The sequence below is a fragment of the Nocardioides sp. PD653-B2 genome, assembly GCF_002117935.1.
Taxonomy (GTDB): domain Bacteria; phylum Actinomycetota; class Actinomycetes; order Propionibacteriales; family Nocardioidaceae; genus Nocardioides.
Window position 1 is genome coordinate 21,152 of the sequence record NZ_BDJE01000009.1, and the last position, 15,656, is coordinate 36,807.

Consider the following 15,656-nt stretch of genomic DNA (forward strand, 5'->3'; position numbering starts at 1 on the left):
GAAGGCCGGGCTCTTCAGTGCCGGGTCGGCTGGCTCGCGCCCGTTGGACTGTTCCCTGCTGAGGCCCACGTCGGAGTAGGTGAAACTCGGTAGTCGCGCCCACTACCTGAATCCCCTGAGAGCCTGGTCCGGCCCCTTCGAGGGCCGTTGCTCAGTCGCCGGGGCCGGCCCAGTTGAGCACGCCGCCGAGGAGGATCGTCACCAGGCGAGCGGCGCGCTCGCGGATCTCGGGCTCGTCGAGGGTGCGCCCCTCGAGGCGCACGCCGATCATCTGCATCGAGACCGAGCCGTAGACGAACTCGGCGATCGCGTTGGTGGAGAAGTCGCCGCTGAGCTCGCCGCGCTCGCAGGCGCGGGCGACGATGCGCTCCAGGAAGTCCACCTGGACGTTGGTGACGGCCTCGACGAACTGGCCCAGGGGCTTGGCCGCGCCCGCACTGTCGATGATGATCCGCAGCGAGGCCCAGCCGCCGGAGTCGAGGTAGTGGCGGAAGAGGTTGCCCGAGAGCTCCTCGAGGTCGCCGCGCAGCGACCCGGTGTCGACCGCCCCCAGGGCGCCACTGTGGGTGGCGACGGCATCGGTGAGGAGGGAGTCCTTGTCCTGCCAGCGCAGGTAGACGGTCGACTTCCCGACGCCCGCCCGGCGCGCGACACCGTCCATGGTGAAGCCTGACCAGCCGTGCTCCCCGTACTCCTGGAGCGCGGCATCGAGGATGCGCTCCTCCGCGCCGGGGGTGCGCGGACGTCCGCGACCTCGGCGTGGCTCCCCCTGTGGCATTGACATGCAGTCATTGGAACACCCGGACCGGTCTGTCGGGGGGAGGTTCTCGAACCTCCGTTCGTGCCTCGCTACGCTCGACAGCGTGCCCGGCCCGAGCTCTCCGTCCGTCTCGGACGACCGCTCCGGCACCGACACCTACCACTGGGACGACTGGACGCTCGCCGAGCTCCTCGCCGCCAAGGGCCCCCGGTCGGTCAGCCTCGTCGTCCCCGCGCGCAACGAGGCCGCCACCGTCGGCGACGTCGTCACGCGAGTGCGCGAGACGCTCGTCGACACGGTGGCGCTGCTCGACGAGATCGTCGTGATCGACTCCGACTCCACCGACGACACCTACGACGTCGCCACCGACGCCGGCGCAGTGGTGCACCGCTCCGCCGAGATCCGGCCCGACCTCGGCACCCTGCCGGGCAAGGGCGAGGCGATGTGGAAGTCCCTCTTCGTCACCACCGGTGACGTGCTCGTCTTCATGGACGCCGACCTGCTCGACTGGGACACCCACTTCGTGCCCGGCCTGCTCGGCCCGCTGCTGACCCGCACCGACATCGAGCTGGTCAAGGGCTTCTACGAGCGGCCGATGGTCGGAGGCGGGACCGCGGTCCCCTTCGAGGGCGGCCGGGTCACCGAGCTCGTCGCCCGTCCGCTGATCAGCCTGCTCTTCCCGGAGCTCGCCGGGCTGCACCAGCCGCTGGCGGGGGAGTGGGCCGTACGCCGGTCGCTGTTCGAGCAGCTGCACGTGCCGCACGGGTACGCCGTCGAGCTCGCCGCGCTCGTCGACACCCAGCGCTCGCGGGGCGCCGGTGCGATCGCCCAGGTCGACCTCGGCACCCGCGCCCACCGGCACCAGTCGCTGCGCGACCTCACCGGGATGGCCACCCAGATCCTCGCCGCCGCGCTCGCCCGGGTCGGCGCCGGCCCGCAGGTCGAGGAGCGGCCGCCGGCGGTGACGCTGCGATGACGCTGAAGCTCGGCCGCCACGAGTTCGCCGACGACGCGACGCTGATGATGGCGATCGTCAACCGGACCCCGGACTCCTTCTACGACCAGGGCGCCACCTGGGCCGAGGACAAGGCGTTCGACCGGGTGGCGCTCGTCGTCGAGCAGGGTGCCGAGATCGTCGACATCGGCGGCATCAAGGCCGCACCCGGCGTCGAGATCGGCGCGGCCGAGGAGAAGTCGCGGGTGGTCGACTTCGTCGCCCGGGTGCGCGAGACCTACCCCGGCCTGGTGATCTCCGTCGACACCTGGCGCGCCGAGGTCGGCCGCGCCGCCTGCGCCGCCGGTGCCGACGTGCTCAACGACGCGTGGGGCGGGGCCGACCCCGAGCTGGTCGACGCCGCGGCCGAGCACGACGCCGCGATCATCTGCACCCACACCGGCGGCGTGACACCACGGACCCGCCCCTACCGGATCGAGTACGACGACGTCGTCGCCGCCGCGATCGCCGACACCGTCGCGTACGCCGAGCGCGCGGTCGCCGCGGGCGTCGACCCCGGCTCGGTGGTCATCGACCCCGCCCACGACTTCGGCAAGAACACCTTCCACTCCCTCGAGCTGACCCGCCGTCTCGACGAGATGGTCGCCACCGGCTACCCCGTCCTCGTGTCGCTCTCCAACAAGGACTTCGTCGGCGAGACCCTCGACCTCCCGGTGGGCGAGCGGCTCACCGGCACCCTGGCCGCCACCGCCGTGTCCGCCCTCGCCGGCGCCCGGGTCTACCGCGTCCACGAGGTCATCGAGACCCGCCAGGTCGTCGACATGGTCAACACGATCGCCGGCCGTCGGTTGCCGACGCGGGCGATCCGGGGGCTGCAATGAGTCTCGATACGCCGCCGCTCGTCCCTCGCGGCGGCTACTCGACCACCGACACCACGGTGGTGCTGGTCCCGGGCGTGCTCGCGCTGCTGCCCGAGTACGCCGGCCTCACCGACCCGGTCGCCGAGCTGCGCGCGGCGTGCCTGGAGGCCGTGGCCCGGCTGGGTGAGGGGCCGGTCTCGATCCTCGCCGATCCTCAGGGGGAGCGGGTGGCGCGGGCGTTGCTGTCGGCCGTGGGTGGTTTCGAGGCTCAGGCGCCAGGGCGCCTTCGCACCTCAACCACCGACGGGCAGGCGCCAGGGCGCCTTCGCACCTCAACCACCGAGGGGGAGGCGCCAGGGCGCCTTCGCACCTCAACCACCGACGGGCAGGCGTCGGGGCGCCTTCGCACCTCAACCACCGAGGGGGAGGCGTCGGGGCGTCTTCGCGCCTCAGCCACCGAGGGGCAGGTGGCGGGGCGTCTTCGCGCCTCAGCCACCGAGGGGCAGGCGTCGGGGCGTCTTCGCGCCTCAGCCACCGAGGGGCAGGCGGCGGGGCGTCTTCGCGCCTCAGCCACCGAGGGGCAGGCGTCGGGGCGTCTTCGCGCCTCAGCCACCGAGGGGCAGGCGCCAGGGCCCCTTCGCGCTTCAACCACCGACGACCCGGTGGTTGAGGTGCAAGGAGCGCCAGCGACGAGCCTCGAAACCACCACTGCGTCGTACCTGGTCGTCGGCAACGGCTCTGCGTGCCGGACGGAGAAGGCGCCGGGCTTCCTCGACGACCGGGCCGCGGCCTTCGACGACGCGCTGCGCTCGGCCCTCGTCGCCGGTGACGTCTCCGGTGTCGACCTGGCCCTGGGGCGCGAGCTGTTGGCGTCCCTCGACGGGATCAGCCGGCTGGGCGAGATCCTGGCCCCCGGCGCCGAGGTGACCATCGACTACGACGACGCGCCGTTAGGGGTGCAGTACTGGGTGATGAGGTGGGAGTCGTGAGCCTGCGCGTCCTGATCGGTCCCGAGACCGACGACCTCGCCGAGCTGTACGCCGTACCCCGCACGCCGTGGCTGCGGGCCAACATGGTCAGCACGGTCGACGGTGCCGCCACCGGTGAGAGCGGCAAGAGCGGCTCGATCAACAACGCCGCCGACAAGCGGGTCTTCGACCAGCTGCGTGAGTCCGCGGACGCGATCGTGGTCGGGGCCGGGACCGCGCGCACCGAGGGCTACCGCCCGACCTCGACACCCACCGTGGTGGTGAGCCGACAGGCCGCGGTGCCGGAGACGCTGCGCGGCGCCCCGACCGGGTCCGTGCTGATGGCGACCTGCGGCAGTGCCGAGCACCTCGGCGAGGCCCGCAAGCTCCTCGGTGACCACCAGGTGCTCGTCCTCGGCTCGCACCGGGTCGACCTCCCGCTCCTCAAGCAGGTGCTCGCCGACCGGGGCTGGACCGAGGTGCTGTCCGAGGGTGGCCCGCACCTCCTGCGCGACCTGCTGGCCTCGGGTGCGGCCGACGAGGTGTGCGCGACGGTCGTGCCGCGGATGCTCGCCGGGGAGCACCCGCGGATCACCCAGGGCCCGCCGGTCGACGTCCCTCTCGACCTGCACACCCTGATCGAGTCCGAGGGCACGCTGCTCGGTCGCTGGTTCGTGGCGCGGTCCTAGGCACCGCCCAGATCGCGTCCTAGAGTGCGGGGACCGCATCCACCCCGGTGCGGTTCACCGAGGGAGACCGCATGCCCCGCCCGCTCCGGACCGTCGCCGCCTTCGCCGCCCTGGTGCTCGCTGCCGCCGTGCTGCCGCTCGCCTGGTCGTCGGCCGACGCCGCGCAGGACGACGCGATGTACCGCCCGCTCAGCAACTTCAAGCCGACCGGGTCCAAGGTGCGCGTCGAGCCGAGGAGCTACACCGCCCTCCGCGTCGACACCGACCAGGTGCGCGACGCGCTCGCGGGAGCGCCGGCGCTCGGCGCGGCCACCTCACGAGTCTTCCGCGTGCCCACCCCGTCCGGCGGCACGGAGCGGTTCGCCGTGCAGCGCACCCAGGTCCTGCAGGCCGGGCTCGCCGCGGCCCACCCCGACATCGCGACCTGGGCCGGTCGCTCGCTCGACCACCCCGGGACGACGATCGCGATGGACGTCACCGCCATGGGCTTCCACGCCTCGGTCCGCGGCCCCAACGGCCAGGGGGCCTGGTACGTCGACCCGGCGTACAACAAGCCCGGCACCGAGGTGGTGCTCAGCTACTACGGCAGCAGCCTGACCCAGCAGCACGGCGACCGCGTCGAGCGGGAGATGCCGGCCATCGAGCGGGCGCTCGCCCACCAGCGGGTGCAGGCGAAGCCGGCCTCGAACGTGCAGCAGCGGGTCTACCGGCTCGCCCTGCTCAACGACCCGTCGTACGCCGACTACTTCGGCACCGAGAACGTCACCGACGAGAAGGCGACCCTGATGGTGCGGGTCAACCAGCTCTACAACGACGACCTCGCGATCAGCATGGTCCTCGTCGACGGCACCGACGAGCTGAACTTCGACACCGTCGAGAAGGCCACCGGCCCGAACGGCCCGTGCGGCCTGCACTCCTGCTACACGCTCGACCCCGACTCGCCGGACTACGTCCAGGGCCAGCTCTCCTACTGCGACGTCGGCACCCTCCAGCGCAACCAGATCGTGCTCGGCCAGATCATCGGCGCCTCCAACTACGACATCGGCCACATCGCGCTCGGCACCGACGGAGGCGGCATCGCCGGCCTCGGGGTGGTCGGCAGCATCGAGAAGGGCATGGGCTGCACGGGCATCCCCGACCCCGTCGGCGACTACTACGCCGTCGACTACGTCGCCCACGAGATGGGCCACCAGTTCGGCGGCAACCACACCTTCAACGGCAACCAGTGGAACTGCTCCGGCGGCAACCGCAACGAGGGCACCTCCGTCGAGCCCGGCTCGGGCACGTCGGTCATGGCGTACGCCGGCATCTGCCGGCAGGACAACCTCCAGCTGCACAGCGACCCCTACTTCTCGCAGCGCTCGATCAGCGAGGTCACGGCCTACACCGGCGGCGGCCCGGCGCCGCAGCCGGTCGAGGTGCAGGACGTCGCGTTCACCGGCTTCGACACCGACGGCGACACGGTCACGATCGACTACCCGGGCGCGACGACGCCGGCGGTCACGCTGACGCGGGGCGGCGCCGGCGACACGGCCTACAACGCGGCCAACATCGAGGCGGCCGTCGAGGCGCTCACCGGTGCGGACGTCACGGTCGCCGGCTGGGGCTACGACCCGTACGCCGGGATCTACTCCTCCCCGGAGGTCTACCCCGCCGAGCTGACGGCTCCCGACGATGCCGGCTTCCAGGTGATGTTCGCCGGTGACCCCGACCCGTACACCGCGGACAGCGACCGCGCCGACATGCACGCGCTGAAGGTGACCGCGACCCCCGGGGTCACGGTCAACGTCGGCGAGACCGCCAAGGGCGGCCCGGCCGACAACGCCGGCGCCGCCCACACCACCGGCAACCACGCGCCGGTGGTGCGGGCGCCGGCCAACAAGACGATCCCGCTGCGGACGCCGTTCACCCTCCGCGGCTCGGGCACCGACCCGGACGGCGACCACCTCACCTTCCTGTGGGAGCAGAACGACATCGGCGGCGACGACGGCACCGCGCTCGTCGACAACACCAAGGAGAACGGTCCGCTCTTCCGCGTCTTCGGCAGCTACGCCGACGTCTCGGACCAGGACGCCTCGCACAGCCCGGCCCCCGGCCAGAACCACGCCAGAGGCAGCGCGCTGCGCAACTTCCCCGACCTCGGCCAGATCCTGTCCGGCAACACCAACGCCCGGACGGGCAGGTGCCCGGCGGCGCCGGCCAACGACCCGGACTCCTACGTCCCGGTCCCGGTCCCGATCGTGAACTGCTTCTCGGAGTTCCTGCCGACCAAGGGCTATGTCGGCACGGCCGGCTCGAAGACACCGGCCCTGCACTTCCGCCTGACGGCCCGCGACGACGTCCCCGGCGGCGGCGGGGTCGGCCACGACGACGTGAGGCTCCGGATCTCCCAGACCGCCGGGCCGTTCCTGGTCAGCTCGTTCGCGAAGGGCGGCGCGGTCACGGGCGGCACCACCAAGACGATCGCCTGGAAGGTCAACGGCACCCACAAGCTCTCCCACCGGGTGAAGATCTTCCTCTCCGTCGACAACGGCCAGTCGTGGAAGAAGGTGGCCGCGACCGCCAACGACGGCAAGGCCGCGGTGACGTTCCCGAAGGTGAAGACCGCCCAGGCCCGGATCATGGTCCGGGCGGCGAGCAACTACTTCTTCGACGTCAACGACCACACGTTCCGGATCAGGTAGCCGGTCACCGACGAGTCGGTGGCCGGCCCGCGCGGGGGTCAGCCGTCGGTGCCGGGTCCTCCGGTGTCGTCGGGGCCGGCCAGGCCCGCGTGGTCGTCGCGCAGCCGCCGCTTGAGGATCTTGCCGCTCGGGTTCTTCGGCAGCGCGTCCGCGACCACGACGTACTTGGGTGTCTTGTAGCCCGCCAGCACGCTCCGGCTGTGCTCGATCACCTGCTCGGAGGTCAGGGTGGCGCCCGGCTTGGGGACGACGACCGCGGCGACCGCCTCGACCCACCGCGGGTGGCTGATGCCGAACACCGCGACCTCGGCGACGCCCTCGAGCTGGTAGATCGCCTCCTCGACCTCGCGGCTGGCAACGTTCTCCCCGCCGGTCTTGATCATGTCCTTCTTGCGGTCGACGACGTAGAGCCGGCCGTCCTCGTCGACGTAGCCGAGGTCGCCGGAGTGGAACCAGCCGCCCCGGAAGGCCTCCGCGGTGTTGGCGTGGTCGTGGTAGTAGCCGAGCGTCGCGTGCGGCGAGCGGTGCACGATCTCGCCGACGGTCCCGGCCGGCACCTGCTGGTCGAGGTCGTCGACGATGCGGGTCTCGACGTTGAGCGCGGCCCGGCCGGCCGAGCCGGCGTGGGTGAGCTGCTCGCCGGGGCCGAGGATCGTCGCCAGGGGCGCCATCTCGGTCTGGCCGTAGAAGTTCCAGAGGTCGACGTCGGGCAGCCGCTCCTGGATCTCCTCCAGGATGGCCACCGGCATCGGCGAGGCGCCGTAGTAGCCCTTCGCCAGCGACGACAGGTCGGCCTCGTCGAAGCCGGGTGCGCGGAGCAGGCCGATCCAGACGGTGGGTGGCGCGAAGAACTTGGTCACCCGGTGCTCCTCGATCGCGCGCAGGATCGCCGCCGGGTCAGGGCCGGGCAGGATCACGCTGGTCGCACCGAGGTAGACGTCGACGCCGAGGAAGCAGTCGAGCTGGGCGCAGTGATAGAGCGGCAGCGTGTGCAGCTCGACGTCGTCCGCGCCCATGGAGCCGTCGACGACGCAGGAGACGTACTGCCACAGCAGGGACCGGCTGGTCAGCAGCGCACCCTTGGGCCGCGACTCCGTGCCGGAGGTGAACATCATCCGCACCGGGTCGTCGTCGGCCACCGGCACACCGGGGTCCGCGCCGTCGTGGTCGAGCCAGTCCTGCAGGTCGCGCCACCCGTCGGCGACGGCACCGCCGTGCAGTCGTACGACGAGCCGCTGGCGGACGCCACCGCCGGACGCCGCCACCGCCTGCTCGGCCACCGGCAGCAGTGCGTCCTCGGCGACGAACGCGGTCGCCCCGCTGTGGTCGAGGATGTAGGCGATCTCGTCGCCGCCGAGCATGAAGTTGACCGGCACCAGCACGACGCCGGCCCGCGCGGCCGCGAAGTTCAGCACCACGAACTGCCAGCAGTTGTGGCAGAGCAGGGCCAGGCGGTCGCCCTTCACCAGCCCCGCGTCGTGCATCGCGGCCGCGGTGCGGTCGACGAGGGCGTCCAGCTCCGCGAACGTCAGCCGGGTGTCGCCGTCCACGATCGCGAGCTTGTCGGGCACCCGCCTGGCCGTGCGACGGGGCAGGTCACCCAGGGACTGTTGGCGCGCCTGGTCCACGAGTGCCGAGGTCATGACAGCAGACTATGCATCGTGGACGTTGGCATGACGTTGCCCGTGATGGAGCCCGACCTGTGGGCCGACGGCGCCGCCACCCTCGAGGCCTGGTCGCGCGCGGTCGACGAAGGGCCGTTCTCGTCGCTGTGCTTCGGCGAGCGGATGGCCTTCGACAACCCCGACGCACTGACCCTCCTGGGCGCCGTGGCGGCCTGGACGTCCCGCGTGCGGCTGACGACGACCGTGATCGTCCCGCAGCTGCACGACCCGGTGGTGCTGGCGAAGGCGCTCGCCACCGGCGACCAGCTCAGCGGCGGGCGGTTGAGCGTCGGCCTCGGGGTGGGCGGCCGCGACGAGGACTACCGCGCCGCGGGCGCCGACCAGGCCACCAGGACCATGGCCGGCATGGCCGAGCGGGTCGCGGTGATGAGGCGGGTCTGGGCCGGCGAGCGGGTGACCGACGCGGTGCGCCCGGTCGGGCCGCCGCCGGTGCAGCCCGGCGGCCCCGAGCTGCTGGTCGGCACCCTGGGCCCGCGCACCATCCGCAGCGCGGCCGCGTGGGCGGACGGGCTGGCCGGGATGTCGCTGGACGTCGACCTCGCCGAGATGGAGCGGGTCTTCGGGCTGACCCGGGACGCGTGGCACGAGGCCGGGCGGCCGGCGCCGCGGGTCACCACGTCGTTCTGGTTCGCCCTCGGCGAGCCGGCGGTCGCGCGCGAGCAGGTGCACCGGCACCTGCGCCACTACCTGAACTGGGTCCCCGGGCAGTACGTCGACGCGATGGCCGCCACCGCCGGGTTCGCGGGCACCGGTGCCGCGCTACGCGACGTCCTCGCGCGGGTCGAGGACCTCGGTGCCGACGAGGTGCAGCTGATCCCGACCGGCTCCGACATCGACCAGATCCGCCGGGTCGCGGAGCTGCTGGTCTGATCCTGGGGCACCGGAAGGGTGACGCGCCCGACATTCGCGGGTCAGAGCCCGGACGAGCACCTACGGTGGGCACGTGCGCATGGACTGGTTGCCCGTCTCGGCGGCCCTGCTCCTCACCGGAGCACTGGCGCTGTGTCTCGGCGGGTTCCTGCTGCCCTCGTCGGACGACGCCACCGACACCCTCGGCATCGTGCAGGACCAGGGCGGCCAGTGGCTCACCGTCGCAGTGATCCTCTTCATCGCCTCGGTCTGCCTGACGCTCGGCCTGCCGACGGTCCTCACGCTCGTCGAGCGCCGCGGCCGCACGCTGGGCCTCATCAGTGCGATCGTCCTGGAGGTCGGCTTCATCGGCACCGCCGGCTTCGCGATGCTGATGGTGTTCTTCCGGGCCCTGGTCGTCTCCGACGCGCTCCGGGACAACGGCCTCGACGCCGCCGCCTCCGAAGCCGGCCTGACCGCGTTCCTCTACGTCTGGATCGCCGGGCTCTACCTCGGCGAGCTGCTGCTCGGCATCGCGCTGCTGCGGGCCCGGACCACCCCGCGCTGGGTCCCGGTGACGCTGGTCCTGCACGCGCTGTCCTTCACCGTCTCGTCGGTCCTGCCCGACTTCCTCGGCAGGGCGATGATCCTGCTGCTGGTCGCCGGGTACGCCGGCATCGCCATCCAGGCGACCTCGCCCGCGTCCCGCCGCCGCTTCACCTGAGGGCGGTCGCCAGGTCGCCGAGCTGGTCGAGCGGCACGTCGTAGCCCGGGAAGTAGGCGCACACCCGCTCGGCCACGTCGTCGAACCGGCGTCGGATCTCGGCCGCGCACTCCTCGGGTGTGCCGCGCACGGCCAGCGTCTCGAGCATCTCGTCGCTGACCAGCTCGAACATCGCCGCGACGTCGCCCTGCTTGGACAGCCGGTTCAGCTCGGGCTGGACGTCGGCCCAGCCCTCGACCTCGAGCACCGGGACGTAGGCCGGGGTGGAGCCGTAGAACGCCAGCAGCCCGCGCACGCCGGCCGACGCCGCCGCGAGCTCCGCGTCGGTGCGCCCCATCGCGACGATCGCCTGCGGCAGGATCGCGAAGCCCGCCCGGGTCCGGCCGGCGCGGCCGAGCCCCTCGTCGACCGCGGGCAGGGTCCGCTCACGGAAGTGCCGGTGGCTGTGGAACGGCATCACGAGCAGCCCGTCGGCCACCTCGGCGGCGGTGCGGGTCATCACCGGCCCGAGCGCGCCGAGCAGCACGGGCGGCACGCCGTACGGGTTGGGCCCGGGGACGAACGTCGGCGGCATCAGCGTGTGGCGGGTGAACTCGCCCTCGAAGTGCAGGGGGGTCCCGTCCTGCCAGGAGCCGAGGATCGCCTTGACCGCGAGCACGATCTCGCGCATCCGCGCCGCCGGTGGCGACCACGTGGCGCCGTACCGCTTCTCGATGTGCGGCTTGACCTGCGACCCGAGCCCGAGCCGGAACCGGCCCTTCGACATCAGCTGGAGGTCGTACGCCGCGTTCGCCAGGTGCATCGGGCTGCGCGGCATCGCGATCGCGACGTTCGTCATCAGGTCGGTCTCGACCACGCCCGCAGCCGCCGCGAGCGACAGGAAGACGTCGTGCGGGCCCTCGAACGTGAACAGCCCGGCGACGCCGGCCCCGGTCAGCTCGAGGGCACGGGCGGAGGCGAGGTCGGGGCGGGCGTCGAGCTGGACGTCGAGGAGCACCCGCCGATCATGGCCGACCCGGCGTCCGCCCGGACGTCATCCGGTCAGAGTGTCCCCTTCCACCATCCGGATGACGTCCGGGAAGGTGCCGGGCCGGTCCGCGTCCACAGTGGGGCTGGTGACGGCATGGTCCCCAGACGGACCGTCGGCCGCCACCGGACCCGGCGGCTCGCGGGCACGGTGGCGGGCATGCCTCGTGGACCTTCGTACGACGACTCTCGGCTCGCCGCCGCCCGCGAGCTCGCGGCTGAGCAGGGTGGGGTGGTCTCGCGGCCGCAGCTCTACCGGCTCGGCGTCACCCGGTGGGAGGTGGCCGGTCAGGTCCGGGCCCGCCGCTGGGCGCTGGTCGGCGACCAGTCGGTCCAGCTGCACAACGCGACGCTCGACTCGGTGGGGGAGCGGTGGGCGGCGGTCTTCCAGGGCGGACCGCGGGCGTGCCTGGACGGCGGGTCGGCGCTCATCGCCGGTGGGCTGCAGCGCTACGAGATCGACCGGGTGCGGGTGTCGGTGCCGCGCGGTGCCCGGATCCGGCGCAACCGCCGCTTCAACATCCGCCAGACGCGCCGCTGGGACGCCGCCGACATCGTTGCCTCGGGGATCCCGCGGACCCGGCCCGCCACGGCGGCGATCCGGGCCGGTCTGTGGGCGCGGACGGACCGCGAGGCGACGTACGTCCTGACCATCACGGTCCAGCAGGGGCTGATCAGACCCGAGGCGCTGGGGGTCGAGCTGCTCCGCATCCGTCGTGACCGGCGTCGGCTGCTGCTCCACGAGGTGGTCAACGAGCTGCTCGACGGCGCCCGCTCCCTGGGCGAGATCGACGTCGTCCGCGAGCTGCGGCGGCGCGGGGTACCACCACCGGCGCGCCAGGTGCTCCGCAAGGACGGGCGCGGGCGCTACTACCTGGACCTCTCCTGGCCCGACTACCGGCTGGTCGTCGAGGTGGACGGCGTCCACCACGCCTGGGCCGACAACGTCGTCGGCGACGCGCTGCGTCAGAACGCCGTGGCGATGCAGGGCGACACGTTCCTGCGGATCCCCCTGCTCGGCCTGACCGCCCCGTCACCGGGACGTCATACGGTCAGAGTGTCCCCTTCCACCATCCGGATGACGTCCGTACGACTACGTGCGCGTCGGGCGCCGGTCCAGGACGACGGCGCCCAACGCGGCCACCACGAAGAGCGACGACACGGTCAGCAGCGTCGCCCGGAAGCCGTGGGCGCCGCCTCCGTAGACCGCCATCAGCGCGACGCTCAGGGCGCTGCCGATCGTGAACCCCAGGTAGCGCAGCACCTGGTTGAACGCCACCGCGCTGCCGACCTCCGCCTGGGGCAGGTGCGGCACCATCAGCACCGCCAGCGACGAGAAGGTGAACCCGCTGCCGACGCCGCCGAGCGCCATCACCAGCAGCAGCTGCCAGAGGTGCTCGTGGACCACGGCGAGCAACACGGTCGACAGCAGGAACATCAGGCAGCCCACGGGCAGCAGCAGGGTCTGCCCCAGCCGCGTCCGCACGACCCGGGCCAGCCGGTTGCCGAGCACGCTCATCAGCGAGTACGGCACGAGCATCAGCCCGGCGACCAGGACCGGGAGCCCCAACCCGAAGCCGGGCTCGTCGGCACGCACCAGCACCACCGACAGGGTGAGCAGGCAGTACATGCCCAGCCCGGCCACGAACGCGACCAGGTTGGGCGCCGCGATGCCCGGCCGCACCGCCATCCGCAGGTCGACCAGCGGGGTCGGGCTGCGCAGCGTCCACCCGCCCCAGACGACCAGCGTCGCCAGTCCGGCCACGCCGAGCGTGAGCGTCAGGGGCGCGGCCCAGCCCCAGACCTCGCCCTCGCTGACGGCCAGCAGCACGGCGAGCATGCCGAGGCTGAGGAGCGCGGCGCCGGCCCAGTCGACCCGCATCGACGCGACCGCGTCGGACCCGGGCACGTAGCGCCAGCACAGCGCCAGCGTCGTGCCCGCGAGCACGGTGCCGAGCCCGTACGCCGCGGGGAGCCCGCCGACCTCGGCCAGCAGCGCGGTCACCGGGTAGCCGAGCCCGGCCCCGGCCACGGTCGTGACGGACAGGAGCGCGATCGCGCGGCTCATCGGCTCGCCGTGCAGGGTGTCGCGCGCGACCGCGATCGCGAGCGGCAGCAGCGCCATGCCGATCCCCTGCATGGCGCGACCCGCCACCAGCACGCCGTACGTCGTCGGCACGGCCGCGAGCGCGCAGCCGGTCGTCACGATCACCAGCCCGGCCAGGATCGTCGGGCGCCGCAGCCGCCCGCTGGCGAACCGGCCGAGGATCGGGGTCGCCACCGTGCCGGCCAGCAGCGCGGCGGTCAGCGACCACTGCGCGGTCGTCAGCCGGACGTCGTACGACTGCGCGATCGACGGCACCAGGGGCGCGCCGAGGCTGCTGACCACCGCGGTGATCGAGGTGAGCAGGGCCAGGGTGGGCAGCAGCAGTCGCTGCGACCCGTCCTGCCCCCGCACCGGACTGCTGGGGACTACTTGCTCGCCTTGCGGGCCCGGCTCGCGATCTTGGCGCGCTCGTTGGCGTCGAGGATGACCTTGCGGATCCGCACGGCGTCGGGCGTGACCTCGACGCACTCGTCGTCGCGGCAGAACTCCAGGCTCTGCTCCAGCGACAGCTTCTTCGCGGGGACCAGCTTCTCGAAGTTGTCGGAGGTGGCGGACCGGATGTTGGTCTGCTGCTTCTCCTTGGTGATGTTGACGTCCATGTCGTCCGCGCGGGAGTTCTCGCCGACGATCATGCCCTCGTAGACCTCGGTGGTCGGCTCGAGGAACATCACGCCGCGCTCCTGCAGCGAGGTCATGGCGTACGCCGTCGCGGCGCCCTTGCGGTCGGCCACCAGGGAGCCGTTGTTGCGCGAGCGGATCTCGCCGGCCCAGGGCTCGTAGCCCTCGGAGATGTGGTGGGCGATGCCGGTGCCGCGGGTGTCGGTGAGGAACTCGGTCCGGAAGCCGATGAGGCCACGCGCCGGGACCAGGAACTCCATCCGCACCCAGCCGGTGCCGTGGTTGGTCATCTGCTCCATCCGGCCCTTCCGGGTGGCGAGCAGCTCGGTGATCGCGCCGAGGTACTCCTCGGGGGCGTCGATGGTCAGGCGCTCCATCGGCTCGTGGACCTTGCCGTTGATCTCCTTGGTGACCACCTGCGGCTTGCCGACGGTCAGCTCGAAGCCCTCGCGGCGCATCTGCTCGACCAGGATCGCCAGGGCCAGCTCACCGCGGCCCTGCACCTCCCAGGCGTCGGGGCGCTCGGTCGGCAGGATGCGCAGCGACACGTTGCCGACCAGCTCGCTGTCGAGGCGGTCCTTGACCAGGCGGGCGGTGACCTTGCCGCCCTTGGTGCGGCCGACCAGCGGCGAGGTGTTGGTGCCGATCGTCATCGAGATCGCGGGCTCGTCGACGTGGATGAGCGGCAGCGCGACCGGGTTCTCCGGGTCGGCGAGGGTCTCGCCGATGGTGATCTCCGGGATGCCCGCGATGGCGACGATGTCGCCGGGGCCGGCGGACTCGCCGGGCTTGCGCTCGAGGCCCTCGGTGACGAGGAGCTCGGTGACCTTGACGTTCTTGACCGAGCCGTCGCGCTTCATCCACGCGACCTGCTGGCCCTTCTTCAGGGTGCCCTCGTGGACCCGGACCAGCGCGAGGCGGCCGAGGAACGGCGAGGAGTCGAGGTTGGTGACGTGCGCCTGCAGCGGCGCGCCCTCGGTGTACGTCGGGGCGGGGATCGTCTCGAGGATCGTCTTGAAGAGCGGCTCGAGGTCGGGGGAGTCGGGCAGCTCGCCGTTCTCGGGGGCTTCGAGGCCGGCGACACCGGCGCGGCCCGACGCGTAGACGACCGGGAAGTCGAGCGCGTCCTGGCTGTGGCTCTCGTCGAGGAGGTCCATGAAGAGCTCGTAGGTCTCGTCGACGACCTCGGCGATCCGGGCGTCACCGCGGTCGGTCTTGTTGACCACCAAGATCACCGGCATGTCGGCGTTGAGCGCCTTGCGCAGCACGAAGCGGGTCTGGGGGAGCGGGCCCTCGGAGGCGTCGACGAGCAGCACGATGCCGTCGACCATCGAGAGACCGCGCTCGACCTCGCCACCGAAGTCGGCGTGGCCCGGGGTGTCGATGATGTTGATGACCATCGGCTGGCCGCCGCCGGCGGGGCCGGCGTAGTGCACCGCGGTGTTCTTCGCGAGGATCGTGATGCCCTTCTCGCGCTCGAGGTCGCCGGAGTCCATGACCCGCTCGGCGACGCTCTCGGCCTGGTGGGCGGTGAACGCACCGGCCTGACGGAGCATCGCGTCGACCAGGGTCGTCTTGCCGTGGTCGACGTGGGCGACGATCGCGACATTGCGCAGGTCGGTGCGGGTACTGGTTCCAGACATGGCGGTACGGCGTCCGTTCGGTGGGGTCAGAGGGGGCCCTGCACTGTGAAGGAGGGCCTCGTCGAGTCTACTGGCGCTCCCACGGAGT

Annotated in this window: 14 protein-coding genes; 7 read left to right on the plus strand and 7 right to left on the minus strand. The window is 72.4% G+C overall.

The genetic code is table 11. The annotated features are described in order from the left end of the window. Positions 1-151: 151 nt before the first annotated feature. Positions 152-784, minus strand: coding sequence for a TetR/AcrR family transcriptional regulator (locus PD653B2_RS03840; RefSeq protein WP_085871014.1), 633 nt, complete (start codon positions 782-784; stop codon positions 152-154). A 79-nt stretch (positions 785-863) separates the two neighbouring features. On the opposite strand from PD653B2_RS03840, the gene PD653B2_RS03845 reads away from it, so the two are divergent. The 5 genes from PD653B2_RS03845 (at position 864) to PD653B2_RS03865 (ending at position 6,916) form a co-directional block, all read left to right on the plus strand. Further along, complete coding sequence (locus PD653B2_RS03845) at positions 864-1,736, plus strand: glucosyl-3-phosphoglycerate synthase (protein WP_242665126.1); 873 nt, start codon at positions 864-866, stop codon at positions 1,734-1,736. Further along, complete coding sequence (gene folP / locus PD653B2_RS03850) at positions 1,733-2,596, plus strand: dihydropteroate synthase (RefSeq protein WP_085871016.1); 864 nt, start codon at positions 1,733-1,735, stop codon at positions 2,594-2,596. Before PD653B2_RS03845 ends, folP begins: the two co-directional genes overlap by 4 nt. Positions 2,597-2,670: 74 nt before the next feature. Then, positions 2,671-3,564: a hypothetical protein gene (locus PD653B2_RS25300; protein WP_207568276.1), complete on the plus strand. Its 894-nt coding sequence runs from the start codon at positions 2,671-2,673 to the stop codon at positions 3,562-3,564. Beyond that, on the plus strand, positions 3,561-4,232 hold the full coding sequence (locus tag PD653B2_RS03860) for a dihydrofolate reductase family protein (protein WP_242665127.1): 672 nt from the start codon (positions 3,561-3,563) through the stop codon (positions 4,230-4,232). The genes PD653B2_RS25300 and PD653B2_RS03860 overlap by 4 nt, the downstream gene beginning before the upstream one ends. A gap of 71 nt (positions 4,233-4,303) precedes the next feature. Further along, complete coding sequence (locus PD653B2_RS03865; RefSeq protein WP_085871092.1) at positions 4,304-6,916, plus strand: M12 family metallo-peptidase; 2,613 nt, start codon at positions 4,304-4,306, stop codon at positions 6,914-6,916. A 38-nt stretch (positions 6,917-6,954) separates the two neighbouring features. Here PD653B2_RS03865 and PD653B2_RS03870 read toward each other — a convergent pair whose 3' ends face one another. Next, complete coding sequence (locus PD653B2_RS03870; RefSeq protein ID WP_085871018.1) at positions 6,955-8,559, minus strand: acyl-CoA synthetase; 1,605 nt, start codon at positions 8,557-8,559, stop codon at positions 6,955-6,957. 30 nt (positions 8,560-8,589) lie between these two features. Between PD653B2_RS03870 and PD653B2_RS03875 the strand changes: the two genes are divergently transcribed. Both PD653B2_RS03875 and PD653B2_RS03880 read left to right on the plus strand, forming a co-directional pair. Next, entirely contained in the window at positions 8,590-9,471 is an 882-nt protein-coding gene (locus tag PD653B2_RS03875; protein ID WP_085871019.1) for an LLM class flavin-dependent oxidoreductase, read from the plus strand. A gap of 73 nt (positions 9,472-9,544) precedes the next feature. Continuing rightward, positions 9,545-10,174: a hypothetical protein gene (locus tag PD653B2_RS03880; RefSeq protein WP_133058867.1), complete on the plus strand. Its 630-nt coding sequence runs from the start codon at positions 9,545-9,547 to the stop codon at positions 10,172-10,174. Here the strand turns inward: PD653B2_RS03880 and PD653B2_RS03885 are convergent. From PD653B2_RS03885 to typA, 5 genes are all read right to left on the minus strand, one after another. Continuing rightward, positions 10,167-11,171 carry a TIGR03617 family F420-dependent LLM class oxidoreductase gene (locus PD653B2_RS03885; protein WP_085871021.1) on the minus strand — a complete coding sequence of 335 codons (1,005 nt, stop codon included), beginning with the start codon at positions 11,169-11,171 and terminating at the stop codon, positions 10,167-10,169. The genes PD653B2_RS03880 and PD653B2_RS03885 overlap by 8 nt on opposite strands. 317 nt (positions 11,172-11,488) lie before the next feature. Beyond that, positions 11,489-11,632, minus strand: a complete 144-nt coding sequence (locus PD653B2_RS24755; RefSeq protein WP_165763318.1) for a hypothetical protein — start codon at positions 11,630-11,632, stop codon at positions 11,489-11,491. Between the two features lie 18 nt (positions 11,633-11,650). After that, a complete protein-coding gene (locus PD653B2_RS24580; RefSeq protein ID WP_133058868.1) occupies positions 11,651-11,911 on the minus strand; it encodes a hypothetical protein in 261 nt (86 codons plus the stop codon). Positions 11,912-12,293: 382 nt separating this feature from the next. After that, positions 12,294-13,658: an MFS transporter gene (locus PD653B2_RS03895; protein ID WP_133058869.1), complete on the minus strand. Its 1,365-nt coding sequence runs from the start codon at positions 13,656-13,658 to the stop codon at positions 12,294-12,296. A gap of 14 nt (positions 13,659-13,672) precedes the next feature. Then, positions 13,673-15,568: a translational GTPase TypA gene (typA, locus tag PD653B2_RS03900; protein ID WP_085871024.1), complete on the minus strand. Its 1,896-nt coding sequence runs from the start codon at positions 15,566-15,568 to the stop codon at positions 13,673-13,675. Positions 15,569-15,656 lie beyond the last annotated feature (88 nt).